The organism is Lederbergia ruris (genome assembly GCF_018332955.1).
Taxonomy (GTDB): Bacteria; Bacillota; Bacilli; order Bacillales; family Bacillaceae_C; genus Lederbergia; species Lederbergia ruris.
Window position 1 is genome coordinate 24,234 of record NZ_BORB01000003.1, and the last position, 26,963, is coordinate 51,196.

At 39.3% G+C, this 26,963-nt stretch carries 29 protein-coding genes and 1 riboswitch; of the genes, 17 read left to right on the forward strand and 12 right to left on the reverse strand.

Annotated features, from left to right (window positions below):
• Positions 1-9 precede the first annotated feature (9 nt).
• Together KI363_RS02550 and KI363_RS02555 are read left to right on the forward strand one after the other, a co-directional pair.
• Positions 10-798, forward strand: a complete 789-nt coding sequence (locus tag KI363_RS02550) for a DUF3100 domain-containing protein (RefSeq protein ID WP_212965389.1) — start codon at positions 10-12, stop codon at positions 796-798.
• Positions 798-1,283 carry a hypothetical protein gene (locus tag KI363_RS02555; RefSeq protein WP_158323503.1) on the forward strand — a complete coding sequence of 162 codons (486 nt, stop codon included), beginning with the start codon at positions 798-800 and terminating at the stop codon, positions 1,281-1,283. Before KI363_RS02550 ends, KI363_RS02555 begins: the two co-directional genes overlap by 1 nt.
• A gap of 29 nt (positions 1,284-1,312) precedes the next feature.
• Here KI363_RS02555 and KI363_RS02560 read toward each other — a convergent pair whose 3' ends face one another.
• A complete protein-coding gene (locus tag KI363_RS02560) occupies positions 1,313-2,110 on the reverse strand; it encodes a carbon-nitrogen family hydrolase (RefSeq protein ID WP_212965493.1) in 798 nt (265 codons plus the stop codon).
• Between the two features lie 126 nt (positions 2,111-2,236).
• On the opposite strand from KI363_RS02560, the gene KI363_RS02565 reads away from it, so the two are divergent.
• The 7 genes from KI363_RS02565 (at position 2,237) to KI363_RS02595 (ending at position 5,586) form a co-directional block, all read left to right on the forward strand.
• Complete coding sequence (locus KI363_RS02565) at positions 2,237-2,443, forward strand: hypothetical protein (RefSeq protein ID WP_158323502.1); 207 nt, start codon at positions 2,237-2,239, stop codon at positions 2,441-2,443.
• A 217-nt stretch (positions 2,444-2,660) separates the two neighbouring features.
• Entirely contained in the window at positions 2,661-3,191 is a 531-nt protein-coding gene (gene sigY / locus KI363_RS02570) for an RNA polymerase sigma factor SigY (protein ID WP_158323501.1), read from the forward strand.
• Positions 3,192-3,527 carry a YxlC family protein gene (locus tag KI363_RS02575; RefSeq protein ID WP_158323500.1) on the forward strand — a complete coding sequence of 112 codons (336 nt, stop codon included), beginning with the start codon at positions 3,192-3,194 and terminating at the stop codon, positions 3,525-3,527. It abuts the gene before it with no gap.
• Positions 3,517-3,723 carry a transcriptional regulator gene (locus KI363_RS02580; RefSeq protein WP_158323499.1) on the forward strand — a complete coding sequence of 69 codons (207 nt, stop codon included), beginning with the start codon at positions 3,517-3,519 and terminating at the stop codon, positions 3,721-3,723. Before KI363_RS02575 ends, KI363_RS02580 begins: the two co-directional genes overlap by 11 nt.
• Position 3,724: 1 nt before the next feature.
• A complete protein-coding gene (locus KI363_RS02585; RefSeq protein ID WP_158323498.1) occupies positions 3,725-3,913 on the forward strand; it encodes a PLD nuclease N-terminal domain-containing protein in 189 nt (62 codons plus the stop codon).
• A gap of 12 nt (positions 3,914-3,925) precedes the next feature.
• Positions 3,926-4,813 (forward strand): ABC transporter ATP-binding protein, encoded by an 888-nt coding sequence (locus tag KI363_RS02590; protein WP_212965397.1) that lies wholly within the window; start codon positions 3,926-3,928, stop codon positions 4,811-4,813.
• Complete coding sequence (locus tag KI363_RS02595) at positions 4,810-5,586, forward strand: ABC transporter permease (protein WP_212965399.1); 777 nt, start codon at positions 4,810-4,812, stop codon at positions 5,584-5,586. Before KI363_RS02590 ends, KI363_RS02595 begins: the two co-directional genes overlap by 4 nt.
• An 84-nt stretch (positions 5,587-5,670) precedes the next feature.
• Here the strand turns inward: KI363_RS02595 and KI363_RS02600 are convergent, their stop codons facing one another.
• Complete coding sequence (locus tag KI363_RS02600; RefSeq protein WP_373306710.1) at positions 5,671-6,906, reverse strand: MFS transporter; 1,236 nt, start codon at positions 6,904-6,906, stop codon at positions 5,671-5,673.
• Between the two features lie 182 nt (positions 6,907-7,088).
• A riboswitch (purine riboswitch) is annotated at positions 7,089-7,190 on the forward strand.
• A gap of 138 nt (positions 7,191-7,328) precedes the next feature.
• Here KI363_RS02600 and KI363_RS02605 point away from each other — a divergent pair.
• From KI363_RS02605 to KI363_RS02615, 3 genes are all read left to right on the forward strand, one after another.
• On the forward strand, positions 7,329-8,630 hold the full coding sequence (locus KI363_RS02605; RefSeq protein ID WP_158323494.1) for an NCS2 family permease: 1,302 nt from the start codon (positions 7,329-7,331) through the stop codon (positions 8,628-8,630).
• Positions 8,631-8,772: 142 nt separating this feature from the next.
• Positions 8,773-10,563 (forward strand): adenine deaminase, encoded by a 1,791-nt coding sequence (gene ade / locus KI363_RS02610; RefSeq protein ID WP_212965403.1) that lies wholly within the window; start codon positions 8,773-8,775, stop codon positions 10,561-10,563.
• A 75-nt stretch (positions 10,564-10,638) separates the two neighbouring features.
• Positions 10,639-11,457, forward strand: a complete 819-nt coding sequence (locus KI363_RS02615; protein WP_158323492.1) for a histidinol-phosphatase — start codon at positions 10,639-10,641, stop codon at positions 11,455-11,457.
• 233 nt (positions 11,458-11,690) lie between these two features.
• Here KI363_RS02615 and KI363_RS02620 read toward each other — a convergent pair whose 3' ends face one another.
• The 5 genes from KI363_RS02620 to KI363_RS02640 form a co-directional block, all read right to left on the reverse strand.
• A complete protein-coding gene (locus tag KI363_RS02620; RefSeq protein WP_158323491.1) occupies positions 11,691-12,527 on the reverse strand; it encodes a carbohydrate ABC transporter permease in 837 nt (278 codons plus the stop codon).
• Positions 12,527-13,402, reverse strand: coding sequence for a carbohydrate ABC transporter permease (locus KI363_RS02625; RefSeq protein WP_212965405.1), 876 nt, complete (start codon positions 13,400-13,402; stop codon positions 12,527-12,529). Before KI363_RS02625 ends, KI363_RS02620 begins: the two co-directional genes overlap by 1 nt.
• 115 nt (positions 13,403-13,517) lie before the next feature.
• Positions 13,518-14,771, reverse strand: coding sequence for a sugar ABC transporter substrate-binding protein (locus tag KI363_RS02630; RefSeq protein WP_246516723.1), 1,254 nt, complete (start codon positions 14,769-14,771; stop codon positions 13,518-13,520).
• Between the two features lie 205 nt (positions 14,772-14,976).
• A complete protein-coding gene (locus KI363_RS02635) occupies positions 14,977-15,948 on the reverse strand; it encodes a LacI family DNA-binding transcriptional regulator (RefSeq protein ID WP_306345145.1) in 972 nt (323 codons plus the stop codon).
• A 257-nt stretch (positions 15,949-16,205) separates the two neighbouring features.
• Positions 16,206-17,045 (reverse strand): alpha/beta fold hydrolase, encoded by an 840-nt coding sequence (locus KI363_RS02640; RefSeq protein WP_212965407.1) that lies wholly within the window; start codon positions 17,043-17,045, stop codon positions 16,206-16,208.
• 185 nt (positions 17,046-17,230) lie between these two features.
• Here KI363_RS02640 and KI363_RS02645 point away from each other — a divergent pair, with 185 nt between their 5' ends.
• Complete coding sequence (locus tag KI363_RS02645; RefSeq protein ID WP_212965409.1) at positions 17,231-17,884, forward strand: restriction endonuclease; 654 nt, start codon at positions 17,231-17,233, stop codon at positions 17,882-17,884.
• Between the two features lie 169 nt (positions 17,885-18,053).
• Here the strand turns inward: KI363_RS02645 and KI363_RS02650 are convergent, their stop codons facing one another.
• The 5 genes from KI363_RS02650 to KI363_RS02670 form a co-directional block, all read right to left on the reverse strand.
• The gene (locus tag KI363_RS02650; RefSeq protein ID WP_212965411.1) at positions 18,054-19,706 is read right to left on the reverse strand and encodes a b(o/a)3-type cytochrome-c oxidase subunit 1; all 1,653 of its coding nucleotides are present in this window, start codon (positions 19,704-19,706) and stop codon (positions 18,054-18,056) included.
• Positions 19,703-20,176 (reverse strand): cytochrome c oxidase subunit II, encoded by a 474-nt coding sequence (locus KI363_RS02655; RefSeq protein ID WP_212965413.1) that lies wholly within the window; start codon positions 20,174-20,176, stop codon positions 19,703-19,705. Before KI363_RS02655 ends, KI363_RS02650 begins: the two co-directional genes overlap by 4 nt.
• A 64-nt stretch (positions 20,177-20,240) precedes the next feature.
• Entirely contained in the window at positions 20,241-20,363 is a 123-nt protein-coding gene (locus tag KI363_RS02660; RefSeq protein ID WP_158321976.1) for a cytochrome C oxidase subunit II, read from the reverse strand.
• 195 nt (positions 20,364-20,558) lie between these two features.
• Positions 20,559-21,257, reverse strand: coding sequence for a Crp/Fnr family transcriptional regulator (locus tag KI363_RS02665; protein WP_212965415.1), 699 nt, complete (start codon positions 21,255-21,257; stop codon positions 20,559-20,561).
• A 283-nt stretch (positions 21,258-21,540) separates the two neighbouring features.
• Entirely contained in the window at positions 21,541-22,467 is a 927-nt protein-coding gene (locus KI363_RS02670; RefSeq protein WP_212965417.1) for an aldo/keto reductase, read from the reverse strand.
• A 726-nt stretch (positions 22,468-23,193) separates the two neighbouring features.
• Here KI363_RS02670 and KI363_RS02675 point away from each other — a divergent pair.
• The 4 genes from KI363_RS02675 to KI363_RS02690 all read left to right on the forward strand — a co-directional run bounded on the left by KI363_RS02675 (position 23,194) and on the right by KI363_RS02690 (position 26,904).
• Positions 23,194-24,102, forward strand: a complete 909-nt coding sequence (locus KI363_RS02675; RefSeq protein ID WP_212965419.1) for a glycine betaine ABC transporter substrate-binding protein — start codon at positions 23,194-23,196, stop codon at positions 24,100-24,102.
• A 75-nt stretch (positions 24,103-24,177) separates the two neighbouring features.
• Positions 24,178-25,086: an ABC transporter substrate-binding protein gene (locus KI363_RS02680; RefSeq protein ID WP_212965421.1), complete on the forward strand. Its 909-nt coding sequence runs from the start codon at positions 24,178-24,180 to the stop codon at positions 25,084-25,086.
• Between the two features lie 55 nt (positions 25,087-25,141).
• Positions 25,142-26,269 carry an ABC transporter ATP-binding protein gene (locus KI363_RS02685; protein WP_212965422.1) on the forward strand — a complete coding sequence of 376 codons (1,128 nt, stop codon included), beginning with the start codon at positions 25,142-25,144 and terminating at the stop codon, positions 26,267-26,269.
• A complete protein-coding gene (locus tag KI363_RS02690) occupies positions 26,269-26,904 on the forward strand; it encodes an ABC transporter permease (RefSeq protein WP_158321982.1) in 636 nt (211 codons plus the stop codon). Before KI363_RS02685 ends, KI363_RS02690 begins: the two co-directional genes overlap by 1 nt.
• The last annotated feature ends 59 nt before the right edge of the window (positions 26,905-26,963 follow it).

Genomic DNA, 26,963 nt, shown 5'->3' on the forward strand with positions numbered 1-26,963 from the left:
AGTGGCATCATGAAGAGAAATTTTCTGTTTTTACTGATTTTTGTATTGGTCGTAATTGCGATTGCAGAAGGGATTGGTTTCCAGTCTATTCCAATTGGGAAGTTTAATATCGGCTTTTTGCCACTTGTTTTTGCGATTATGATCACAATGATTTTAGGGATTCAAATTTTCAGAAAAGGCATTATAAAGAAAATTTATAGTAAAGAAAATGTGAATTTTGCGAGTACGTATTTAATTTTTATTATGTTGCCTTTAATGGCAAGATATGGCGCAGATGTTGCGCCTAAGTTAAAAGAAATTTTAAGTATTGGCTGGGTATTTTTAATTCAAGAATTTGGGAATCTGGGTACGGTTGTGTTAGGTCTCCCGATTGCCCTGTTAATTGGATTAAGACGAGAGGCGATTGGCGCGACACTTGGAATCGGACGAGAAGGGGAGCTTGCTTATATTTCCGAAAAATATACGTTGGAATCGCCAGAAGGAAGAGGGGTGCTTTCCCTCTATATTATTGGCACATTATTTGGTGCGATCTTCTTTAGTATCTTTGCACCTATTCTATTAGATCTAGGCTTCCGGGTTGAAGCGCTCGCTATGGCGTCAGGAGTTGGTTCGGGAAGTATGATGACGGCCGCTTCCTCGACATTAGTAGCACGTATGCCGGAACTAGGGGAGACGATTCGAGCTTATGCTTCTGCTAGTCAACTATTAACGAGTTTCCTAGGAACCTTCACAATGGTGTTTCTAGCAGCACCACTGCAAAAGTTCATGTATGGACTCTTCATCAGAGGTGAGAAATAATGGAAAAATTGTCGAATAAGTATGTAAAGTTTAGTCTCGTCCTATTGCTTAGTGTGGCTTTGATTCTATTTACTCAAGAAATTAAACTATTGAAAAATCCTGAATCGACACCAATCACGATGATGACGATTGCCGGATTGGTTGTACTTTGGGCCTTTTCGATGATTGGAATTCTGATCTCAGACGTTATGCAGAAGGTACCTGTAAAAGTAATCCGTGATTTCCCTATTCTTGGCTGGGTGTCAATCGTTTCCTTGGTTCTTTGTTTGGTTTCAGACTTCTTTGTACAAGCCATTGCCGCGGTCGATTTCTTATCCATCACCACGCCGATTTTGACCTTCGCGGGTATTTCAGTAGCCGATCGGCTTGTCGACTTGCGGAAAACATCCTGGAAGGTCGCGATTGTGGCCGTTTTCGTTTTTACAGGGACTTATGTGGGGAGTGCTCTGCTTGCTCAGTTTGGTCTATTTTTATCGGGAAAATAAAGGAGGCCTTGCCTCACTGCGTTAACGTCTTATCGCAGTGGGGCAAGACCCTTATATAATTCTGGTCGTCTATCTTCATATACAGGAATTCGTTCTCTTATTTCATCGACAATTGAAAAATCAACATCAATCACCGCAAGCTCTTCATCCTCTTCACCTGTCCAAAGAACATTTCCCCATGGTTCAATAATCATTGAATGGCCGTTAAATTCATTATTCGGATCGTTTCCACGGCGATTCACAGCAATGACAAAACATTGATTTTCAATCGCCCGTGCTTGTAGTAATACCTTCCAATGATCTACACGCTGTTTTGGCCATTGAGCAGGGACGAATAAGACTTTAGCGCCCGCTAAAGCATGAGCTCTTAACCATTCTGGGAAACGAATGTCATAACAAATGACGCCGCCCGCCTCGATATCATCTAGCGAAAAGCGATTCATGGTATCACCAGCTTGCAAATATAGATGCTCATCCATTAATTGAAAGAGATGGGCTTTATCATATTCACTTACTAACTCACCTTGATTGGTATATACATACATCGTATTATAAAATTGCTCATTTTTTTTCGTAGCGACCGATCCGCCAACGATGTGAATGTTCAGTTCCTTGGAAAGCTTGGATAGAAGGTCTTTGGTTTGTGTACCATCTTGATCTGCTAGTTCTTCGAGACGAGGTAAATCAAAGCCTGTATTCCACGTTTCAGGCAAAACAACAAGTTCCACACCTTTTGCCGCTGCTGCTCGAACCCACTTTTCCACTTGGGAGAAATTCCTTTCCGGATCAGAGAAGGCGACATCCAATTGAATGCATCCAATCTTCATCATACATCACACCCCTAGACAATTTGACTTAAAGACTATAAGATTTGGCTCAGAATTGCAACTTTAAGAGGGTGTTCAAAAAGTCCGGATCAAAGGCTAGTCGGCTTTGCTGTAGGAAATGCCGACATGATTGAGGCAATCAACTTGATTCAAGATTATCATTTTGCTAGTTTGCTTCCGGATGCTCAACACGCCGCGGCGGCCGCTCAATCAAGATCACAAGAATGTTCCGCGGGAATAGACGCTCTGTATGAAAAGCGTCGCAATGCTCTTATAGAAGAATGTCATCGTATTGTTTGGAATGTGGTGGCACCACAATTGAATTTATTCTAATGGAAAACTCTTTGCGTGTGCGAAGAGTTTTTTTATAAAGCAAAAGTTGTTTGAATTCCATTGAAAACAAGCAACGGATAATAAAAATAGTACAATGGCTAATAAGCATCAATGGGGAAATACCTCCCTTTATAAAAAAACTTATATAAAAAATGAACGGTTTAACAATCCGGAACGTCTAATCTTTTAGAACGGCCGAAAGGGGGATGGGCTTCTATTGAATGAGAGAGAAGAAAAGCAATTGATCAGAGCGGCAATAAAGGGGAGTGATGAAGCCTTCACTCAACTTTTTCAAGCGCATTATCAATTTGTTTATAAATATTTAGTGAAAGTAAGTCTTGACCCCGATTTGGCAGAAGATTTGATGCAAGAGACGATGCTGAAGGCCTATATTCATTTTTCTAGTTTTAAAGGTGAATCGAAGTTATCAACTTGGTTTATTTCTATCGCGTCAAGATTATTCATCGATCATCAACGAAAAAGAAAGAGAGAGCGAAGAAGACAGGAGAAATTACAAGCTGAGGTTATTAGAAAAATGCAATGGAATGTAACGATAAATGGTTTTGAATGGACGGAATATATGGCGCAATTTGCTTTATTGGATCCAACCATACGGACACCGATTCTTTTACGACATTTTTATGGTTACACCTATAAAGAAATTGCTCATATGCTTGGTTTAAAAGAAGGTACAGTCAAAACACGAGTCCATCATGGTATGAAGAAAATTCGGAAGGAGTGGTCGTGAATGAAAGATTCCCAAGAGCAAGAGTGGCTTTCTCAATTTAAACAAGACTTAGAAAAGCTAGAAAAGCCGTTTGAAGCAAAAGTTCCTGAACAGGCACATATGGTACAGGTGCTTCAGGAATTTAAAATAAAGCGCAAGCGCGCCTTTCGCCGAGAATTGCTTACTTTTCTCGTCACGGCCTTATTCATACTCACTTCTTATAGCGTGCTGGCATTTAAGCTCACTCCTATTTTTATCTGGGTACAGGGTTTAGCGATTGGTGCCATACCGGTCATCTTGATAGCCGAAAGAAAGCGAAGTAAGAAACAGGACGGGGTGACAGAACATGGACACTGAAAAGTTAATCACCCTCTTGCTTGTTTCGCCAATCTTACTTATCCAGAGCATTCTTTTATTTATCGATGCGAAGAAAAAAGGGGCTTATGCTTGGGTCTGGGGAATCTTGGGGTTGCTGCAATTTCCATTCCCTACGATATTTTATTATTTCTTTGTGGTACGTCCGTTTCGAAAAAAACAAATGGAGGAAGAGTAATATGAGCATTTCTTGGGAAATGATTGCGCCAATCTTTGGTTTGCAGCTTATTTTGATGACGGTTGCGCTTGTAAGTTGTGTAAAGGAAGAAGAAACAAATGGTCCAAAATGGTTATGGATCCTTATTATTGTTTGTATAAACTTAATTGGACCTGTCCTTTATTTTATTATTGGTAGAAAAAGACAATAGGGGGAGACGACATTGCTTACTGTTCATCAACTTACGAAAAAGTATAAGAATCAACTGGCCGTAGAGGGTTTATCCTTTACCATTGCAAATAACCAATGTGTCGCTCTTTTAGGACCAAATGGTTCGGGAAAAACAACGACTTTAAATATGTTGTCTGGACTTTTACGACCGACAACAGGCACGATTCAATTTTTAGGGAAACCTGACATCAATCGCCTTGAATTAGGCTATTTGCCACAATATCCCGCTTTTCCCCCATGGATGACAGCTATAGAGTATCTACATTTCGTCGGGAAACTTTCCGGACTTGCAAAAAAGAAACGACAACAAAATAGTGAGGAAATGTTGGCGTTTGTTGGATTGGAAAAGGCGAAAGGCAAGCGGATTGGCGGCTTTTCCGGTGGGATGAAACAACGATTAGGATTAGCGCAAGCGATGATCCATGAACCAAAGTTACTGATTTTAGATGAGCCTGTCTCTGCTTTAGATCCTGAAGGACGCCGTGATGTATTAGAGATTATGCAAGAATTGAAGAAAAGCATGGCGATCTTATTTTCAACCCATGTTCTTCATGACGCTGAACAGGTATGTGATCATATTGTGATGTTGAAGGACGGGCGCATGAAATGGTCCGGTTCTTTAGTAGATTTAAGGCATACGCAGCAAACCGAAACATTTGCCCTAGAAGTCGCGGAAAAACTAACAGAATGGCTTCCTAGTAAAAGCTATATTCGCGATCTCCGATTTTTATCTCCCTATGCCGCGGAAATCACGTTTAACCATGACGAGGGACGAAATCTTCTTTTAGCGGATTGCCTGAAAGATCGATTCACCATTGTTCGCTTTGAACAAAAAAGCTATTCATTAGAAGAGGCGTATATGGAGGTGGTAAACCAATGAGTGTCTTCCTAACGTTAATGCAGAAGGAATGGGTAGAAGCGTGGCGGGATAAAAAATGGATTTGGCTTCCAATTGTGATTAGCCTATTAGCGATCTCGCAACCTATTAGTCAATATTATATGCCGGAAATTTTAGATATGGCCGGAAATTTACCGGAGGGAACGGTCATTGAGATCCCTGTTCCAACTGGAGGAGAAGTGCTTGCTGGTACACTTGGCCAGTTAGGAATCATCGGGACAGCCATCTTCGTTCTAAGTGTAATGGGCAGCATCGCTCATGAAAGAAACAGCGGAGCTCTGTCACTTGTGATGGTTCGTCCTGTTCAAGCTTTTCAATACATTGCAAGTAAATGGGTGGCCAATGCGATTATCCTCTTATTTTCCTTCACGCTAGGCTATAGTCTTTGCTATTATTATACGAATTTGCTGTTTGAACAAGTGGGAATAAAGGCATTTTTAGGAAGTCTTTTTATTTATAGTATATGGATTCTATTTGTTCTAACTGTCACAATACTTGCCGGAACCCTTCTGACAAATGTAGGGGGAATTGCAGGGGTAAGTGTCGTTGTGTTAGCGGTCTTATCACTTGGTAGCTCTCTTTTTCCAAAATATATGAAATGGAGTCCCGCTAATGCTCAAAGTCAGGCGAGCGACTATTTACTAACAGGCGTATGGCAAGATTCACTAACGCTTATGATTTTCACAAGCCTTTTGCTGCTAATTGGTTTGTTTTTATTCACGGTTTATTCGTTTAAACGTTATGAACGTTACTAAAGAACAGGCACAACGGATCGTTAGGATTGTTGTGCCTGTATCTTTTACAAGTATAGGGGTGATCTTTGACTATCCGAAAAAACTTTATACTCCTATAGTCTTTTTCGAAATAGCAACTTTATAGGCTTGATATAGAATTAACGCGATAATGGATAAAATCAATCCAGAAATATATGGTAACCCAGTTGCTGTTTTAAAGAGCCAACCACCTAATGGCGGTCCTACGATCCGGCCGATGGAATCGAAGGAGGATAATAAGCCTGTTGTATTGCCATGACCTGTAGTTGAGGTTTTGGTTAAAAGCGCGGATACACTTGGACGAATCACGCCATTCCCAATTCCGAAAATCGTTAAATAAATAGCGGCGGTTGTAAAGCTGTCGATTAGTAAAATAAGTCCGAAGCCAATCGCAGAGATGATAATACCGAGTTGAATCACGGCTCCTTCCCCATATTTCTTCGTTAACCTACCTACTAATCCTCCTTGGACGATCGCCCCCGCAAGACCCATAATCATAAACAAATAACCAAGTTGTACAGTGCCTAATCCTGCTCTTTTCGCAGCAAAATAGGCAAAAGTGGCTTCAAGGCCAGCCATGGATAAAGAAACAAACAATTGCAGAATAAAGAGAATCGAAATCGGGCCATTTAATGCTTTAAACATAGATTCCTTTTTCCCTGTTTCTTCTCCCCTTTTTTCAGCTGGAAGTGATTCCTTGAGGATGAATAGAACAAGGAAGAATGTGATGATAGAAGAAACCCCCGACAGTATAAAAGGTGTACTTAAATTTGACTCCGAAAAAATCCCGCCTATTGCAGGTCCAAGGATAAAGCCTAGCCCCACAGAGGCTCCTACGACTCCCATCCCTTTTCCACGATCTTCAGGTGACGTGATATCAGCTACATAGGCTGTCACCGTTGGCATATTTGCAGATGAAAGTAACCCTCCAATGATTCTTGCGGCGAATAACATCCATAATTGGCTAGCAAAAGCCATTAAAAAGAAAGAAATGGCGAGTCCGAAAATCCCGATCATCATCACGGGTTTACGGCCGATCCGATCGGAAACTCTTCCCCAGATTGGTGAAAATAACAATTGCATAAGAGAATAGACAGCCATCAATAGACCTAATTGTGTAGGGGTGGCCCCTAATTCCTCAGCATAAAAGGGTAAGACCGGGATAATAATACCAAATCCTACCATAACAAAAAACATAACGGCAAAAAGGACTGGTAAAGCCTTTTTGGTTTCCATATGGTGCTCACCACCAGTTTTCGATTGATTTGTCCTCCTAGTCAAGAGGAGGCTAGAGGATATGATAAAAAGTTTACCACTTCACTAGAAAATATCCTATCAAAAAGTCAATGATCAGATAAAAGTTGTGAATATCTAATGAACTGAGTCAATTAACGAACAATAACCCTAAAAAAAATAACAATATTCGTGTTTTGTCTTGACGATTGTAGGGACTTTGTGCTATAAATAGAGCTGTAATCATTTTAATTTAATAAAAGTTCATTGAATGTATATGCTTGAGAATATGGCTCAAGCGTTTCTACCAGGTAACCGTAAATTACCCGACTACAAAATGACGATAGATCGTGCCATAAGACGATGACAAGTCTTTCATCCTGCTTATTAGAATGGAAAATGGCCATTTTCTCTCATCATTGTTGGTTGTAACCTGGGTAGATAAATTATCCAGGTTTTTTGCGTTCATATGAGCTACAGGGGGAAAAAAGATGGATCGATATTTTAAATTTAAAGAATGGAATACAAGTTATCGTCAAGAATCTGTTGCTGGTTTAACAACATTCCTTGCAATGGCTTATATCTTATTTGTCAATCCATCCGTACTAGGTGAAGCTGGAATGGATCAAGGAGCTGTTTATGTCGCAACAGCCTTATCTTCCGCAATCGCCTGTTTAATTATGGGTCTATGGGCTAAGTATCCTGTCGCACTTGCTCCAGGTATGGGAATCAATGCGTTCTTTGCTTATACCGTTGTGATCGGGATGGGAATCCCATGGCAAACAGCTTTGGCAGGAACCTTCATCTCTGGATTAATCTTTTTTATCCTTACTTTAACCAAAATACGTGAAACGATTATTAACGCGATTCCTGAGCAGCTTAAGTTGGCTGTTGCCGCGGGAATTGGTTTGTTTATTACCTTTATTGGTTTTCAAAATGCCGGCATTGTCGTCGATGCTGATCCTGGGACAACGGTAGTTGCTCTAGGAGATATTACGGCTCCTGGTACATTATTAACCATTTTCGGTATTGTGATTACAGCCTTTTTCATGATACGCGGATTTAAAGGGGCCATCTTTTATGGAATGATTGTCACAGCCATTGCAGGAATTATTTTTAAACAAATTCCATTACCATCTGGAATAGTCTCTACTATTCCTAGTTTAGAACCGACTTTTGGTGTCATGTTTAGTCATTTTGGCGATCTTTTTACTCCTCATATGCTTGTGGTCATCTTTACATTATTGTTTGTTGATTTCTTTGATACGGCAGGTACGTTAATGGCAGTTGCTAGACAAGCGGGGTTATTACAAGATGGAAAACTGCCACGAGCTGGAAAAGCATTATCTGCTGATTCTGTCGCTACGATGATTGGAGCTGTTTTAGGTACATCGACCACAACTTCCTTTGTGGAATCAACCTCAGGGGTGGCCGCTGGCGGTAGAACGGGTTTTACGTCCGTTGTCACAGCAGGATTTTTTATCCTAGCTCTGTTCTTTTCACCATTGCTAAGTGTTGTCACCTCAGAAGTAACGGCACCTGCTTTGATCATCGTGGGCATTCTAATGGCTTCCTCTTTAGCAGAGATTCGTTGGAAAGATTTTGAGTTTGCGATACCTGCCTTTATGACGGTTATTACAATGCCTTTGACTTATAGTATTTCTACTGGGATTGCTTTAGGATTCATCTTTTACCCCTTAACAATGGTGTTCAAAGGGAAATTTAAAGAAGTTCATCCGATTATGTATGTGCTGTTTGTCGTATTTGTTGTTTATCTTGGATGGGCAGCTTAATAGAGTTATAGGTTCAATATATCGATTAGCGGGAGTGCACGAAAAATGAGCATTCCTCGCTTTTTCTTTTTTAAAAATAAGGAATTGGCCTCCGTAATTGAAGCAGATTTGTACGATTGCCAAAAAGAAAGGGGATTTCATCATGCGAAAGAAATTATATGAAGTTAGTCAGCAACTCTCAAAAGTGGCAAGAGGTGAGAAGAAAGCAGACCTTGTCATCACCAATGGTATATTGGTCAATGTTTTTACAGGGGAGCTATTGGAAAATATGGATGTTGCAGTTGTTGAGGGAAGGGTTGCCTATGTTGGGAAGGCCGACCATACAATTGGTGAAAGCACACAAGTGATTAATGCTAACGGAAAATACTTGGTTCCGGGATTTATTGATGGTCATATGCATGTGGAGAGCACCATGCTTTCAGTAACGGAATTTTCGAAGGCAGGACTTGCCAAAGGAACGACTTCTATCTTTATGGATCCGCATGAAATTGCCAACGTCTTTGGTCAAGAGGGCGTACGATTGATGCACGAAGAAGGACAGCAGCTTCCTTTGAAAGTATTTACAACCTTTCCTTCATGTGTGCCTGCAACGACTGACTTCGAGGACGGAGGAGCAACCCTCAGTGTAGAGGATATTCAAGCGGGGATGCAGTGGGAAAATGTTGCAGGTCTGGGAGAGGTTATGAATTTCCCGGGAGTTGTTTATGGAGATTCACTTATGAACGGGGAAATTGCAGAAACCATTAAGGCAAATAAAATAGTGACCGGGCATTTTCCAGCAGAAGATCCAAGGATGTTACAAGCCTATATTGGCTCAGGGGTGGATTCATGTCATGAAACAGTGACAAAAGAACAAGGCTTAGAAAAGTTACGGCTTGGAATGCATTTAATGATACGAGAAGGTTCAGCATGGCAAGATGTAAAAGAAGTGATCAAGGTTGTAACCGAGGATCATGTTCAAACAGCTAATATTAGTTTAGTAACAGACGATGTCTACCCACAAACGCTTGTTGAAAAAGGCCATCTTAACCATGTTGTTCGGCGCGCAATTGAAGAAGGAGTAGATCCCGTTACCGCAATTCAGATGGGAACGATTAATGTTGCTCGTTATTATAAAATGGATCGCGATCTAGGCTCGATTGCACCGGGGAAAATGGCGGATATTTTATTAATCGAAGATATTCGAGAGCTGGAACCAACCACAGTCATTGCTGACGGAGAAGTGATCTATCAAGATCAGCAATTGGTAAAGGAATTCCCGATCTTCATCTACCCAGAGCATATTCGGAATTCTATTCATTTAAAAGCGGCACTAACAGCAACAGACTTTCAATTAAGGAGTAAAGGATCTGCCGAGGAAACGAAGGTAAATGTCATCAATGTCATTGAGAATAGTGCCCGTACTGAGAAAATGACAGCCACATTAGCGGTTAAAGATGGTATCATCCAACCAGATCTTAAGCAGGACGTTCTGCAGCTAGCATGTATTGAACGCCACCATCAAACAGGGCAAATTTCACTCGGTTTTGCGCACGGATTTAAGTTAAAGCAAGGAGCTGTTGCCTCAACGGTTGCTCATGATAGCCATAATCTGCTTGTGATGGGAACAAATCCAGAAGACATGGCTTTTGCCGCAAATGAGTTAGCCAAAATCGGTGGTGGGATGATTGTCGTGGAAAATGGACAAATATTGGCGAAAGTGCGTATGCCGATAGCTGGACTTATGTCTGATCAACCATTGGAGACGGTTGTGAAAGAGGTCAAACAGCTTGAAATGGCTTGGGAAGCTATAGGATGTCCGATTCATGCCCCATTTATGACCTTTTCTCTCATTGCTCTACCAGTCATACCTGATGTACGGATTTCCAATCGTGGATTAGTGGATGTAGGAGAATTTAAAATGATTGATGTAGAAATCACGGAGAAAATATAATTTCACGCTTAGTATTAAATGTTTCGGGCTAATCGTTACGACGGTGTTATAATAGGTCAGGAAGGGGTGAAAGGGATGAATTCTAATTTAAAGTTTGATTTTCATACTCATCATGATCGTTGTGGACATGCCAAAGGGGAAATTAGAGATTACATTGAGGCTGCGATTGAACGTGGCTTCAATATGATTGGGATTTCCGATCATTCGCCATATTTTACAAGCGAACACGATCAACTCCATCCAGGTATTGCAATGGCGAAAAGTAGTTTTCCTGATTATGTAGGTGAAATTCTTCGTTTACGGGAAGAATACAAAGGGAAAATAGACGTGCTATTGGGAGTGGAATCTGACTTTTTTCCGGATCATATCAATCTTTATCGTAACCAATATCAACAATATCCATTCGATTATATTATTGGCTCTGTCCACCATGTTAACCGAACTTCGATTTTTGATAAAACTCGGTGGGATCATCTTACTGAACAAGAAAGAGTTCAAACAAAGGAAGCTTACTATCGTTTAATAGAACAGTCGGCAAGGAGTGGACTATTTCAAATTCTTGGCCACATTGACGCGATGAAAGGATTTTATCCTGCATTTTCCGCGATTGAAACGCCTGCGGTTGAGCGTGCACTAAAAGTCATTGCTGAAAATAATGTAGCAATTGAAATTAATACATCGGGGAAAATGAAAGATTGTGGTGGTTGGTATCCTTCCGATGAAATATTAGAAATGGCCCTTCATTATGGTGCAAAGGTGACATTTGGTTCTGATGCCCATGACCCTGAAAGGGTTGGTGATGATTTTGAAGCTGTTCGTCAACATCTTAAAGATATTGGATTTAAAGAATGGGCTTATTTTCGCCAAAAGTCCATCTTGTTAACAAGTTTATAAGAAAAGCGCAAGCGCCTTGCTCAGCCCCGACAAGCAAATGTTCCTGAACCTATGAAGGGCGATCTTTCCCTTCATAGGTTCAGGGTTATTTGACCTCGAGGGGCTAGGCGCTGGAGCTAGATCCAGCATTAGCCAAAATCTCTTATCCTATAAAAAACAGTGGGGCAAGTAATAAAGCCTCACTGTTTTTATTTAAACTATTAAGTCATTGTTGCCATAATCAAGCTTCATTATTACTTTATTGCTCCTTCGCCAATGCCTTTAATAATATATTTTTGCGAGAAGGCGTAGAAAATGACGATCGGAATAATGGTCATTGTCAAACCTGCCATGGCAAGATTCCATTGAATTGTAAATTCACCAAAGAAATAGAATGTTGATAACGGAATCGTTCTCAAGCCTTTATCAGACAGTGTCAAGGAAGGTAGTAAATAATCATTCCAAATGCTGATTACGCCCAATATCATAACCGTAACGGTTATCGGTTTTAACATTGGAAAAATAATTCTCCAAAAGATACCAAATTTAGAGGCTCCATCAATCGTTGCCGCCTCTTCCAAAGAAATCGGAATCGACTTAATAAATCCGTGGTATAGGAAAACGGACATCCCTGCATGGAAACCAATGTTCATATAGATTAAACCTCCATGCGTATTAAGCATGGGAATTCCAAGCGTTTCCCCAATTCCATGCATAAATTGCATTAACGGCATCATTAAAGTTTGGAAAGGGATCAGCATTGTTGCTACAAGGATCATAAAGATAATATTACTTAGCTTATTATTTGTCCTGACCAACATCCAGGCTGTCATGGAAGATAAAATAACAATAAAAATAATAGAAACGACTGTAACGAATAGAGAGTTTTTAAAGGCAAGTAAAAAGTTCATTTTGTCCATGGCTGTACTATAATATTGAAAACTAAATTCCGAAGGCAATGCAAGTGCATTACTATAGAGTTCTTCCCGGTTTTTAAATGAGTTCACAAGCATAATGTAAACAGGGGATAAAAAAACAAGTGCCAGAAGGAAAAGTAATATTTCTGATATAATTTTACTTACTCTATTCATTACATTTCCACCTCACGTTTTTTCGTAATGTAGACTTGTGTCAACGTGATGGCACCTACAACAATAAAGAACAAAATGGCTTTTGCCTGACCATAACCATAATGACTATAGCCAAAGATTTCATTGAAAATATTCATTGCGAATAATTCAGTGGCATTCACCGGTCCACCGTTTGTTAACGAAAGATTCACATCATAAATTTTAAATGCATTACCAAGAGTTAAGAATAAACAAATGGTAAAGGAAGGCATTAAGAGTGGGAAAATGACCTTCGTGATCCTTTGCCAAGCATTGGCTCCGTCTACCTTTGCGGCTTCAAGTAGTTCAGAGGGAATACCTTGGATGCCGGCAAGATAAATAATCATCGTATATCCCGCCATTTGCCATGTGAAGACGGCGACAAGTGCAAAAAGGGCATAGTTCGAATCAAGCAGCCAATTGAAAAAGATCTTTCCCATACCCGTAGATTCACCGATTGTTTTAAAAGCATCTGTAAATATAAATTGCCAAATATACCCCAGAATTAATCCACCGATTAAATTTGGCATAAAGAACATTGTCCGTGCTGCCTTGGCAGTCCGTAATTTTGTTGTAACCAATAATGCGAAGGCTAGACCTAATATATTGACAGCGAATAGAGCCAATACAGTAAATTCGATTGTCTTCCATGCAGAAGAAAGAAAGCGTGTATCACCAAATAATTGGATGAAATTATCTAATCCAACAAATACTTTGGGATTAGACGGAATACCATCCCATTCAAAAAATGAGTAATAAATTCCGATAATAAATGGAACAATCACAACCGTTGTAAAAACAAACAATAACGGTACTGTAAATAATGCAAACCAAAGCTTATCCTTTCGTTTACTCAAGCCAATCCCTTCTTTCTAGTTCTTATAAATATAACGATCAAAACAAAGGCCCATCACTTAATGTATTCATTACATTTGTGAAGGGCTTTGTCTAAAAAGAATTACCTAATCTAATTTACTTTACACTGTTTGCCCATGCAGCATCTAGTTTTTCAAGAAGTTGCTGGCCTGTCATATCTTTTGAAAGGAAAAACTCTTGGGCGGCAGGCGAAAGATCATTTGTAATTGAGTTAGCCGGGAAATAATTAAATGCCCAAGGAATGGTTTGGCCACTATTCGAAGCCTCTAGCACAATTTGAGATAATGGATCAAGATCCTTTGCTTCAATATTTGTCATAGCTGGGATAAATCCAAATTCTTCGACAATATAGCGTTGTCCTGTTTCACTTGTGAACATCCAATTCAGGAAATCATTTGCTGCTTTGTTTTCATCTTCATCTGCCGAGCCATTAATCGCCCAGTTATTCCCAACGCCGACCGCCAATTTATCATTTCCTTCAAGTGGGAATGGCATCATACCCATTTCAAAATCTAAATCATAGTCTTCAAACATTCCGTACGCCCAGTTCCCTTGGTGGATCATTGCCGTTTTGTCAGTCGCAAAGTCACCAATGACGCCATCATACGTAACCTCTAACGGATTCTTAGTATTCGCTTTAATTGCTTCCATGAACTTTGCGAAGTCTTGGAATTCCTTCGTATCAGCCATCTTCACTTCACCTTTATTTAGCTTATCAATAAAAGCGATAGGATCATCTTGTAAGGCAAAAGGAGTGTTGAGAATATGACCAATTAAGAAGTAATCTTCTTCAGACATCCCCAATCCATTGATGTCTTCTGATTTAAACTTTTCTAGTGTATGAACAAAAGAGTCATAGTCTGTTACATCTTTAGGATTCACCATATTTTTGTTATAAATTAGGCCGTATCCTTCAACACCATAAGGAACACCTACGATTTTATCGTCCACTTTCAATTCCATATTGGGCGCAATACTTTTCACGTAATCTTCATTACTCATATCATAAAGATAAGATTTTAACTTTTCAGCTTCAGAAACCTTTACACTGAAAATGGATGGACCTTGGTTGCTGGTAAGCTTTGATTGCAATTGTTGAGCGTATTTATCACCAGCAGCACCCCAGACTTCAACTTTTACTCCAGTTTCTTCTGTGTATTCCTCCGTCAGCGCTTCCAATTGATCAACGATTTCTACCTTACTGTTGAAAATCGTAAGTGTAGGTGCAGATGATTTCCCTTTTCCACCTGAATTATTTTTATCTTTTACTGATCCACAGCCTGCCAATGCGAATGCCGCTATGAGAAGAACCACCATCATAAGGGAAAACGTTTTATTCGTTTTCTTCACATTCTCAACCCCTTTTTAATTTCTAGTAAAACATTATACTTATAAAATACTTAGTTTTGATAAGGTTGTCAAGAATTACTTTTTTCAAAAAATGGCGGGGATAGCGCTTTATTACATTTTTAGGTAGTATGATAAGCATATCAGACGTTTTTTACTTTGGATGGGGAGTTGTTCTATTCTTTTTATCATTTTACTATTTTAAAGTTTATTTTACTGAATCTCTCCAATTTATTTTTGCTGTGATTTTAAAGTTTTCATTATTACTTGTTCCATTGATCATTTCGACCAACTCTTTTGCTGCTAAATAGCCACTTTCATATCTAGGAATCGTAACAGTTGTTAAACCAAAATTTTCTGCGTCCCTGCTGTCATCGAATCCGGTGACGGAAATATCTTTTGGTACTTCATATTTGTTTTCCTGCAAAGCCTTTAAAGCTCCTATCGCCATGTTATCATTAGCACAAACCAAAATCTCCGGAAGGCTATTGCTCAATATAAAAATATTGGCGGCGCGATACCCGCTTTCTTCAGAAAAATCCCCGTGATAATAATTTGTCCTTTGGAAGGAGATATTATTGTGGGTTAATGTATCTATAAATGCCTGATACCGTTCTCGGTGATCTAGCGAATCTTCATAGCCGCCAATATAACCAAAATTCCGAAATCCCTTGTCAACAAGTGCCTGAACCAGCTCACTCATAACACTATAGTTTTCTGTGACCACGCTCTTAATATATTCATTTTCAATCAACCGATCCATGACAACAATTGGATAGACTGGCTTGGCAATCGAAACGAGGAATTCATCCGTCATCTTTTTATCTAAAACAATCGCTCCTCTCGTAAAATTACTGCGTACAAAATTTTTACTAGAATTAGTCGTACAGACAATTAAATCAAATCCATTCTCTGCCAAATAATCGTTTATCCCGTTGATAATTTTTAAATAGAAACTTCTCTCAAAATTACTAAAGATGAATACAATCGTATTTGTCTGGCCTGTTTTAAGGCTCTTTCCTATAATATTTGGCCGGTAACCCATCTCTTCACACAATTGTAAAATCCGCTCTTTCGTTTCTTTTCCGACATTTTTCCGTCCATTGATCACATTAGAGACAGTGGAAACAGAAACACCCGCGGCCTTCGCTATATCTTTTAAACCAACCAAAACCCTCACCCCATATCCTCTTTCGTATTCTTTTATAAAATTTACTTAAATTTTATAAACATTTTACTTTAAAATCAAGAATTATACAAACTGTCTCCAATATGATCTGCAATTCTTGGCGGCATGGGGACTTATGTTTACGGGGCTTTTAGGTTAACAATATGGAGATATTTTTCATTATCAAAAAACAGAAGGAAAGTTTTGCATTCAAAAAAGGATGACCTAGGTGAGAAACCGAGGTCATCGCTAAATGTTAATTATTATTGTCATTTATTTCCCCATAAAAATTCGGCAATGAGTTGATCCACTGATTCCATCTCGTGTAAACCAGAATGGGTCGCAGCTAAATCTGTAATTACATTTTCTGTATATTGATCACGATTTACTAGGTATTGATTGAACAGCGCACTCTCCAATGAGACGAGCCCATCTCCAGCCAATGGATTGTTCATAACACCTGCAATCGAGAGGACCGATACATCAGAGGGAAAGGCGCTTTTATTTTTCAAAAGTTGCTGAAGCGCAGCGGAATTGGGATGGAGATCAATCAATGCATCACCATAATTCACGTTAAAATAATCCTCTCGATCAATTCCCCCAAAAGGACTTCCGATTGTTACAAGCTTGAGGGCTTTAGGATAAAGATCTTCATCCACCGTTGTTTGCAAATAATTGGTCAAAGCAAGCCCACCCATTGAATGGCCCACAAGATTGATTTCTTGAATATGATAACGATCCTTTAGTTGCTTCATCACCTCTTGTAGCCACTTCGTTTGATCGCTTAATTTGGCACGATTATTTTCAAAAATGACTTGAATAAATGGATTTTCAACATTCTCAGTGATAGAACCTTTGAATGAAACGCGTCCCTTTTTATTCACAAAACATACGAGTGTTTTTGTTCCCCACTGTTGTTGGTCCATTCTCTCCAACATTGTTGAAAAAGACCGCTCACTTCCTTTATAGCCATGGAGAAATAGTGTCGGAACAATAGCGGGTGATGCCGCAACATGACTTCTTTCATCTATTAACTTTGGACGTGAAATAAAAAGTCCAATGATTAGTATTAAAATAAAAAATATACCAATTGAATATTTCCTTTTCATTAAACTCCCCCTAAAGATTATACTCTTATTTTACCATATTTTGTGTTAAATGTTATTCAATTGTTGTATTTTGTTTAAAAATATTTCAATAATGTTACAAGCGTTGATCGCTCTTCCTTAAGAAAGAGCTCAAGAATAAGGATGCCCCAAAACGGTGATAACTGTTGTAGGGAGGTATTGCCAAAATGGTGTATGTAGAAGTTGCCATCGCGGTCCTTTTATTGGCTGCGTATATTCATTTTCAACGTGCTAAGCGGAGAAATAAATATGAATTGGATTTAATAAATCATCAATTACATTCAAGTGAAGAGGTAAAATGGACATTGGCCATGGGACTATATCTAAGATTTAAGCATGAGGAAGAGATATCCTCCGAAGGTGACGAACAAGATGGGGAAGCTGGCTCTCATTATACTAAGAAATTTATTAAAGAGGACCCCCTCATTTTCGAAGACTTTGTGGCCGATATTTTTGAGAAAGCAAAGGGAGGAGAAACAGATGTCCTTCCGTCGAGACGAGATTTTGGGGTTGATTTTAAACATAAAACAGAAGAAGGCTTATTTCTTGGTCAAGTGAAGTGTTGGAAGGACGATGTTGGTTTTGAACCAATTGCATTAATCCATTCAAATATGGTAAAAAAGCAAGCCGTTGGCGGATATGTCATTACAACATCTGCCTTTACAGATACTGCGAAGGAGTACGCGGAAGACCTAGATATAGAATTAATTAACGGAAGAAGGCTAGTTGAATTGTGGATGGAAGCATTGCAAAGCAACGAGGAAGAAATAAAAAAAGTACTCCCGAATTTATATCAGGCTGAAATGGAAGAAGGACCTTAATAGCCTCCGTATAAAGCTAGAAAAGAGTCCCTATTGAGAGACTCTTTTTGAACATCCTCTTTTTAAAAATTATTCCTCGTCTGGAGAATTTAATTCTACAGTCATAATGGTCATAACTGTGGCTACTAATAATAAACCAATTGTTGCCATAAACATTTTTTCTCATCTCCTACCAAGTGATTTGTCCTTTGGAGCCTGGAGGTGAGTGCTGAATCATCTCGGCAAGTGCGAAGGCGTACGCCATTACGATTAATAAAATAGCAATGCCAATCCATAACCACCAGTTCTCCAAAAATTTCGGTGTGTTAGTAGTATCATTTTCTGCCATCGGAAACTCAGTCATCTCGACAGGCTTTTTGGCGAGAGGCGCAAAAAACATTAAGTTACAAACAATATAAACGAGTAACATAGCTGATAAGAATAAGATCGTTCCGCCAATCGCCATTGTGACATGATTGGAGAGAATGCCATCAAACCATTGCATGGCTACTTGGTGTCCGTTATAACCGGCATAGGCTGTTCTCCGCGGAGCTCCAAATAATCCGAGAATATGCTGAGCAGTGGACATTAATAACATTCCGACAGACCAAGTAATAATTTGGATAAAAGCGAGCTTTTGAATAGACCTGGTTAGTTTGCGTCCCGTTAAATAAGGGATCAACCAAAATGTTATTCCCATAAAGGTCATGGCAACCGGAGCTCCAACAGTAATATGGAAGTGTCCGACAATCCAAAGTGTATTATGAACAAGCTCATTTAATTGAAAGCTGGCATTAATAATTCCACCAGCGCCCCCTGGGATAAAGAATAGCATGGCGATAAAGATGGACGTAAAACGGACATCCTTCCATGGCAACTTTGTGAACCATCCAAATAGACCTGAGCCGCCTTTTTTCCTTCCTGATATTTCAAAGGTGGCGAAGATCGAGAATGCCGTCATGAGTGATGGAATAATCACCATAAATGTTAAAACAACTTGGAGAAACTTCCAAAAGCTCGAGATTCCCGGCTCTGTTAACTGGTGATGAAATCCAACTGGAAATGAAAATAGAATAAAAAGTACAAACGCTAAACGAGCTAAAGAATCACTGAATACTTTCGTTCCTAATAATTTCGGTACAATGACATACCACGCCATGTATGCAGGTAATAGCCAGAAATAGACGAGCGGATGGCCAAAATACCAAAACAACGAACGGCTGAGTTCTACATTAATTGTACCCACCCAGCCAAATGCCCAGGGAATATATTGAAATACAACGGTCGCAACGACCCCTAGACAAGCGATAAGCCAAAGGATAATAGTTGTAATCGTCATAAAGGCGAATAATGGACTTAATTCTCCTTTATGTTTTCTTTTCCAAGCGCTATAGTGGCCAATCAAAGCGAAAGAACTAATCCAAGTTCCAATGACCCAAAGAGCAAGCCCAATATAAAACCAACCACTTGCTTTTAATGGGGCATAGAAGGTATAAAGCACGGAAGCTTTGCCCGAAATAATGAGTGCCGTCGCAAGGATGGTTCCGATCGTTGTTACAGCAAATCCTATCCATAGAGTACGACGAACCTTTGGTCCAAAGTTCCCTAATGACTTACTCATACCGGAAATAAGAAAAGCAAAAATAAAAAATGTTGTATAGATAAGTGCTAATAATACGCCGTGCGCTGTGAGAATTTGATAATAATCTAGCCAAGTTGGCAAATCTAATGCATCATTACGAACGAAAACTTGTAAGAGACCACAAAATGTTCCAATGATAAAAGCGATATAAGCGACAATAATGTTAGATAAAGCAAGTTTTCGATCTTGAATTCCGATCATGGTTCATACACCTCAATCTCTGTCTGCATAAAATGATGTCCTGTTCCGCAATACTCATTACAGATCACTAAATAATTTCCAGGTTTGTCAAAAGTGTAACTTTTATGTGTAATGCGTCCGGGCACCACCATCATATTGACTTTTGTTTCTTCAATCGTAAAACTATGAACAACATCCTTACTTGTTGAGGTGAAAATAATTTCCTTCCCGACAGGAACACTTATTTTAGCAGGGTTATAGCCAAAGGCTTGAGCCACAATCACCACTTCATACGTATCCTTATCAATCTGTTTCACACCGGGTTCATTAAATGGAGCCGTTTCATCCACTTTTTCAGGGTCGATGACATCCATTCCACCTGCAGGCGTATGACCGTGTGCAAATGCGGTGACGCCGACAATGCTTAAAAAAACAATAAGCGAAAGGATACCAAAAATGAGCCAAACTTTTTCATACTTATGCAAATGCATGATTACACCTACCTTTAATTCATTTTTAAGAAGTTCATTAACTTCAGGGAACTAGATTTTACCTTTATCTGGAAACATACAATCCATAAACGGCAAACCACATCACACAAATAATAATTCCGACGACAAACACACTGATGAGTGTGCCTTTTAAATCAGGTCCCGAATGGCTATTTTTTTTATTCATTTATCCTTACCTCCACTCATGATCGTATAGTCTAAATGTAGTTGTAGAAGGTACGCTTAGTCTGTGAGAAAAGTCACAAAACCCCGTTAGGAAGAGAGATTTCAAGAAATAGACAAAAAAAGTCCGGCAATCAAGAATTCTTGATTGTCGGACTAGAATATTAAAAGCCTTTATAGAATTAATGCTGGATGGTAATTAAAAAATATTACAAATCTCAAGCGGGCAATTTTCACAATGTATTTCTCGTTTTAAAAGAGAAAGATCATAAATCATCATGCGCCCATCGACCATCGCTAATACATTTTCCTTTTTTAACTCGTTTAACAAACGATTGACAACCTCACGCGTCATCCCGCAAAAGTTAGCGAGCTCTTGATTCGTCAGGGAGAGGTCAATTAGAATGCCATCCTCCTGCTCAACGCCATAGCTATTTGTTAGGCGAATAAGAGTAGAGTATAACGCCCCTTTTTTTCCATGTAAAACTAAGTCCCGAAATTTAGATTGATTTTGCTGGTTTTGTATATTCATTAATTTCAACATTTCAATGCTCAAATGGGGTTGAAGAATAAGTTGTTCTTCCAAATCCTCTTTTGAAATGATATGAATGATCCCAGCTTCTAGCATCTTTGCATAGACCGTAAAGGGCGTGGGATCGCAGAAGAGTGGGACCTCGCAAATAAAATCCTCCGGTTTACAAATTCGAAAGGTTATCTCCCGTCCATCTGGTGTGACTTTGCCAATCTGAACCTTACCTGACTTTATGATAAAAAGAAAGTCAGCCTGATCCCCTTCTTGGAATACATATTCTCCTTTTCCTAAATCTTTTTCTTGATGGACGATGGAATGGAGCATATGGATTAATGAGGGAGAGCAAAGTTGTGCCGAACTTAACATGGTGAACACCACCTTTGAATATTCGAAGTGAGTCATCTTTTCTTTATTATACACCTAGGACAAGCGACTTTATAGGAGTTTTCAAAAGTGGGGAGGGGAAGTGCACTTCCTTGATAATTGTTTGCGTGATCATAAGAATTTTTAATTGGTTGAAACTCCGGTTGGGTGTGAATCGTGCCCGGAATTGGGGAAGTAGTTTATCATGCTAAGGTGGAGAATGCTTTGCGTGGGATTGCACGACAAAAAACTCTCCCCTTACATACGAGGGAAGAGAGTGTAAAACTTATGGAACGGTATGGCCAGCTGCTTTATAAAGGTCGTACCATTCTTTTCTTGTTAAGTTGATTTCAGAACCAGCACAGGCATCTTTTATCCGCTGCGGGGTAGTCGTTCCAAGGACAACTTGAATATTAGCCGGATGGCGTGTAATCCAAGCGGATGCAATCGCCGTATTGGTGACACCATATTTTTCAGCTAATTCATCGATCACTTGATTTAATTTCGGGAATTTTTCTAAATCCCCAAGAAAAGGCCCTTCAAAGAATCCTTGTTGATAAGGAGACCACGCTTGAATCGTGATATCTTTTAAACGACAATACTCTAAGATGCTGCTGTCACGATTGATCGATTGATCGACAGGCATGTTCAAAGCAATACCAGAATCAATTAATGCCGCCTGAGCCACACTCAGCTGTAATTGGTTGACAACTAATTTATGAGATACATATTTTTGTAGTAATTCTATTTGCATTGGGTTATGATTTGATACTCCAAAATAGCGGACCTTTCCACTATTATGTAATTCATCAAAAGCTTCCGCCACTTCCTCGGGTTCCATTAGAGGATCAGGGCGATGGAGCAGTAAGAGATCTAAGTAATCGGTTTTCAGTCTTTTTAAGATTCCCTCTACAGATTTGATGATATGCTCTTTAGAAAAATCATAATAATTATCTTTCGTGTTAATGCCACATTTACTTTGTAAAATCATTTTATCTCTGATACTTGCGTTCATTTGGATGGCATCAGCGAAAAGGGATTCACATTCGCCCCCACCATAAATATCCGCATGATCGAAGAAATTAATACCTTCTTCCATAGCTGTGCGAACCAAATGTTCAATCTCAACTTTAGTCAGTTCATTGATACGCATATTCCCCATCACAATGTTGGAAACGTTTAAGCTTGTGTTTTTAATTGGAAAGTATTTCAACTTTTCTCCTCCTCTACTTTTTCCCGCTTTAACGGGTAGTAATCTCCACTGATTGAAAAGTCTCCCCTTTTCCATAATCATACAATACCGATTAGGATGCAAGCGGTCAATGTTTATGTTTTTAAATATCGGGTATTAAAAATAGTGTTCAAGTATTTGTTCGTATTATGAAGGATATGGTCGAACTTATGAGGAACCTAACTAATGATATCGGCTCAATCCAAGTATTGGAGTATAATAGAGCGATAAGCCGTATTAAGGGAATTGTAGATCCTTCCGTAAAACTATATAATAAAAGACGATACTTCCATTAGATGTATCTTTGTTTGCGCCTGTTAAAAATATGAGGATAACTTGAGCTAAAATAAATATCTTTAATGACTGAGGGAAACAAGATGATGTAAACGCTAGGATTTTTAGAACGCTATACTCCGTTCGTCCACTTCTATTAATGAAAATCCTTCAAGCCATCCAACGCTCGGGATAATAGACTGAAATTCTGTTGAATTCCTTAAACAATGGTAAAAAATCAAGAAAAGAATAGTTTAACAATTCTTGTGATTTACTTCACAATCGGTTGTTGCTTGCAGGAAACCGATATTTCGCTTCTAAGCAGGGGATGCAATATAATCATCAAAAGAAAATACTGAAAAATGAGATAATAGCATAAAGAGATGATTAATGTAGATTTTTAAGAGATAAAAAATATTATGGAGGTTTTATGGTATGAAAAGGTTAGTATCAATTTCGATGTTGAGCATTTTATTACTTATTTTGGCTGCTTGTGGCAATGGCGGGGGTGACAAAGCGGAAGCAGGAAAAATTGTTGTATCTGGAAAGGAATATACGGAGCAAATCATTATGACTCATATGTATGCTGAATTCCTTAAAGCGAATACTGATTTAGATGTTGAAATAAAAGATGCTCTTGGAGGAGTCTTTGTCATTCAAGAAGCAATGAAAAAAGGCGATCTTGATCTATACGTTGAATATACGGGGACTGGTTATTTAAATGTGTTGGATGAGGAATATAAAGCAGGCATGAGTCCAGATGAAGTATATGATGAAACGAAAAAAGGGTATGAGGAAGAATTTAATGCAACCTGGTTGGAGCCACTAGGGTTTAATAACACTTATGCTTTGGCTGTAAGATCGGAGTTGGCTGAAGAGTTGGGACTTGAAACCTACTCTGATTTACAGGAACACGCCTCTGAATTAACTTTCGGGTCAGATCCCGAGTTTTTTGAAAGAGGAGATGGCTATGATGCATTGGTGGAAGAGTATGATTTAGAATTTGCAAAACAAGTTAATATTGATCCAGATTTAATGTATGTGGCAGCAAAAGACGCTGAGATTGATGTTATTACCGCCTTTTCAACAGACGCAAGAATTACTCAATATAATTTAGTGATCTTAGAGGACGATAAGAGTTTCTTCCCTCCTTATTATGCTGCACCTGTTATTCGCCAAGCAGTGTTGGACGCTAATCCTGATCTAGAAGAAACATTAAATAAATTAGCCAATACCTTGGATGATGAGCGTATGCAGGAACTAAATGGTCGAGTTAATCTGGAGAATAAGGAACCAGAAGATGTAGCGGTTGAATTTTTAAAAGAAGAAGGACTGATCGATTAATTAAATAGTGTGAGTTGTGTACCAGTAAGTGCACGACTTTTTCAAAAATAGAAAAACACCAGGAGGATTTATGATATGAAAAAGCTCGCAGCGATTTCGCTGATCAGTATTCTATTATTTATGTTGGCCGCTTGTGGTAATAGCGGCGGCGATCAGGCTAAATCGGGAAAGATTGTTGTTACAGGGAAGGAATTTACTGAGCAGCTTATTATGACCCATATATTGGCAGAATATCTTAAGGCCAACACAGATCTAGATGTGGAAGTAAAGGGGGCTTTGGGCGGGGTCTTTGTCATCCATGAAGCGATGAAACAGGGTGAAGTGGACCTATATGTGGAATACACAGGAACTGGTTATTTGAATGTCTTAAATGAAGAATATGTGCCAGGTATGAGCCCAGATCAAATCTATGATGAAACGAAAAAGGGTTATGAGGACGAATTTAATATTACTTGGTTAGATTCACTGGGTTTTAATAATACGTATGCATTAGCCGTACGGAAGGAATTGGCAGAAGAATTAGGGATCAAGACGTTTTCTGATCTAGCGGAACACGCCTCTGAGCTATCTTTTGGAGCAGATCCAGAGTTTTTTGAAAGAGATGATGGCTATGACGCGTTCGTGGAGGAGTACGGTACTGATTTCGCAAAACAAGTAAATATTGATTCCGATTTAATGTATGAGCCGGCCAGGGACGGCGAAATTGATGTAATTGCTGGCACTTCTACAGATCCAAGGATTAAGCAGTATGATTTAACAATCTTAGAAGATGATAAAAACTTTTTCCCACCTTATTATGCGGCTCCGGTTATTCGCCAAGCGGTTCTGGATGCCAATCCAGGATTGGAAGATACATTAAACGAATTAAGTGATGTTTTAGATGATGAGCGTATGCAGGAATTAAACGTTCAAGTCAATCTAGAGAATAAAGAGCCAGAAGATGTGGCGCTTGAATTTTTAGAAGAAGAAGGATTGATCGATTAATTAAATAATGCGAGTTAAGTACCGAAAATCGGTAGAACAGAAGAGGAGGACTCCTATGATAAAATTTGAAAATGTAAAAAAGCAATATAAAGATGGCTTTGTGGCAATTAAAAATATTAATTTAGAGGTTGAAAAGGGAGAACTGGTCACATTAATTGGACCGAGTGGTTGTGGAAAAACGACTACAATGAGAATGATCAATCGGTTAACGGAGCCTTCTGCGGGCAAAATATTGATTAACGGAGAAGATACTGCGAAAGCTGATCCAGTTGAATTACGCAGAAATATTGGCTATGTGATTCAGCAGATTGGTTTGTTCCCCCATATGACGATTGAGCAAAACATCTCCCTTGTGCCGAAGTTGAAAAAGGCAGATGTGGAAAAAACGAAAAAACGAGTGGATGAATTATTAGATCTTGTTGGCTTAGATCCCTCTACCTTTAAAAAACGCTATCCCTCTGAATTAAGTGGCGGACAGCAACAGAGGATCGGTGTCATTCGGGCTTTAGCGGCGGAACCGGATATCATATTGATGGATGAGCCATTTAGTGCATTGGATCCGATTAGTCGTGAGCAGCTTCAAGACGATATTATTAATCTTCAAGAAGAAATTCAAAAGACGATTGTCTTTGTAACACATGATATGGATGAGGCAATTAAAATTGCCAATCGAATTGTTATTATGAAAGATGGAGAAGTTGTTCAAGTAGATACCCCAGAAAGAATCCTGAGACGTCCAGCCAATGATTTTGTCAAAGGATTTATTGGAGAAGAACGCCTAAACCAAGGAATCACGTTGCCGACAGCAGGTGATATGATGTATACAGAAGTTGTGACTGCTTCACCAAAACGAGGACTTGCTTCCGCTCTTCATATAATGAGAGAAAAACGAGTGGATAATTTATTTATAACGGGTAAAGACAAACAATTTTATGGGGTGGCAACACTTGAATCTTTAAAAGAAAATTATCGTAATGAAGATTTAATTGTCTCCGATATTATGAAGTCAGATGTCAAAACATTAACGTCTGATGCGATTCTAACAGATGTAGCGGAAATATTTACCGAGAGTCATTCGAGTGCTATTCCGGTGGTAGATGATGGGAAGTTGGTTGGACTTGTCACAAGATCAAGTATGATACGTGGTCTAGCCGATATGAACGGAAATGGAGGGGATGACTGATGGAACTAATCGAAACATTTATTAAAAGAAAAGATGCCATCTGGGTTGCCTTTCAAGAACATCTATTTTTGGCTGGGGTTGCGATGATTATTGCCATCGCCATCGCTGTGCCACTCGGCATTGTCTTGACAAGAAATAAAAAGGTGGCTGAGTTTGTGATAGGGATAGCGGCCGTTATTCAAACCGTTCCCAGCTTAGCATTGCTAGGCTTCATGCTCCCATTATTCGGAATCGGCAAAGTCCCTGCTGTTATTGCCCTAACGCTATATGCCCTTCTACCAATCCTTAGAAACACTTATACCGGGATTATCGGTGTCGATAAGTCCTTGGTTGATGCCGGAAAAGGAATGGGAATGACATCCAGGCAGATTTTATTTATGGTAGAGCTGCCATTGACCTTGCCCATTTTGATGGCGGGGATTCGGACAGCGACAGTATTAACGATTGGGGTAGCAGCCTTAGCAACCTTTATTGGGGCAGGGGGTCTAGGTGATTTAATTATCCGCGGATTGAATGTAATGGATAAAAACCTCATTTTATCTGGAGCCATCCCAGCAGCTATTCTAGCGATCGTCTTTGATTTCCTCTTGAAAAAGCTGGAAGACAAGGTGACACCAAAAGGGTTGAAATCATAATGAAGCAGGCAGGTCCCCAGTAAAGGGGTCCTGCTTATTTTGTTCTTAATAAGGCTGCA

Excerpts from the sequence above, each read along its gene's own strand:
- KI363_RS02675 (WP_212965419.1), top strand. The coding sequence starts at position 23,194 with ATGAAAAGGTTAGTATCAATTTCGATGTTGAGCATTTTATTACTTATT.
- KI363_RS02620 (WP_158323491.1), bottom strand. The coding sequence starts at position 12,527 with ATGAATAGAGTAAGTAAAATTATATCAGAAATATTACTTTTCCTTCTG.
- KI363_RS02685 (WP_212965422.1), top strand. The coding sequence starts at position 25,142 with ATGATAAAATTTGAAAATGTAAAAAAGCAATATAAAGATGGCTTTGTG.
- KI363_RS02565 (WP_158323502.1), top strand. The coding sequence starts at position 2,237 with ATGATTGAGGCAATCAACTTGATTCAAGATTATCATTTTGCTAGTTTG.
- KI363_RS02595 (WP_212965399.1), top strand. The coding sequence starts at position 4,810 with ATGAGTGTCTTCCTAACGTTAATGCAGAAGGAATGGGTAGAAGCGTGG.
- KI363_RS02615 (WP_158323492.1), top strand. The coding sequence starts at position 10,639 with ATGAATTCTAATTTAAAGTTTGATTTTCATACTCATCATGATCGTTGT.
- KI363_RS02585 (WP_158323498.1), top strand. The coding sequence starts at position 3,725 with ATGAGCATTTCTTGGGAAATGATTGCGCCAATCTTTGGTTTGCAGCTT.
- KI363_RS02650 (WP_212965411.1), bottom strand. The coding sequence starts at position 19,706 with ATGATCGGAATTCAAGATCGAAAACTTGCTTTATCTAACATTATTGTC.
- KI363_RS02580 (WP_158323499.1), top strand. The coding sequence starts at position 3,517 with ATGGACACTGAAAAGTTAATCACCCTCTTGCTTGTTTCGCCAATCTTA.
- ade (WP_212965403.1), top strand. The coding sequence starts at position 8,773 with ATGCGAAAGAAATTATATGAAGTTAGTCAGCAACTCTCAAAAGTGGCA.
- KI363_RS02605 (WP_158323494.1), top strand. The coding sequence starts at position 7,329 with ATGGATCGATATTTTAAATTTAAAGAATGGAATACAAGTTATCGTCAA.
- KI363_RS02575 (WP_158323500.1), top strand. The coding sequence starts at position 3,192 with ATGAAAGATTCCCAAGAGCAAGAGTGGCTTTCTCAATTTAAACAAGAC.
- KI363_RS02555 (WP_158323503.1), top strand. The coding sequence starts at position 798 with ATGGAAAAATTGTCGAATAAGTATGTAAAGTTTAGTCTCGTCCTATTG.
- KI363_RS02550 (WP_212965389.1), top strand. The coding sequence starts at position 10 with ATGAAGAGAAATTTTCTGTTTTTACTGATTTTTGTATTGGTCGTAATT.
- KI363_RS02640 (WP_212965407.1), bottom strand. The coding sequence starts at position 17,045 with ATGAAAAGGAAATATTCAATTGGTATATTTTTTATTTTAATACTAATC.
- KI363_RS02645 (WP_212965409.1), top strand. The coding sequence starts at position 17,231 with ATGGTGTATGTAGAAGTTGCCATCGCGGTCCTTTTATTGGCTGCGTAT.
- KI363_RS02560 (WP_212965493.1), bottom strand. The coding sequence starts at position 2,110 with ATGAAGATTGGATGCATTCAATTGGATGTCGCCTTCTCTGATCCGGAA.
- KI363_RS02655 (WP_212965413.1), bottom strand. The coding sequence starts at position 20,176 with ATGCATTTGCATAAGTATGAAAAAGTTTGGCTCATTTTTGGTATCCTT.
- KI363_RS02690 (WP_158321982.1), top strand. The coding sequence starts at position 26,269 with ATGGAACTAATCGAAACATTTATTAAAAGAAAAGATGCCATCTGGGTT.
- KI363_RS02660 (WP_158321976.1), bottom strand. The coding sequence starts at position 20,363 with ATGAATAAAAAAAATAGCCATTCGGGACCTGATTTAAAAGGCACACTC.
- KI363_RS02665 (WP_212965415.1), bottom strand. The coding sequence starts at position 21,257 with ATGTTAAGTTCGGCACAACTTTGCTCTCCCTCATTAATCCATATGCTC.
- KI363_RS02680 (WP_212965421.1), top strand. The coding sequence starts at position 24,178 with ATGAAAAAGCTCGCAGCGATTTCGCTGATCAGTATTCTATTATTTATG.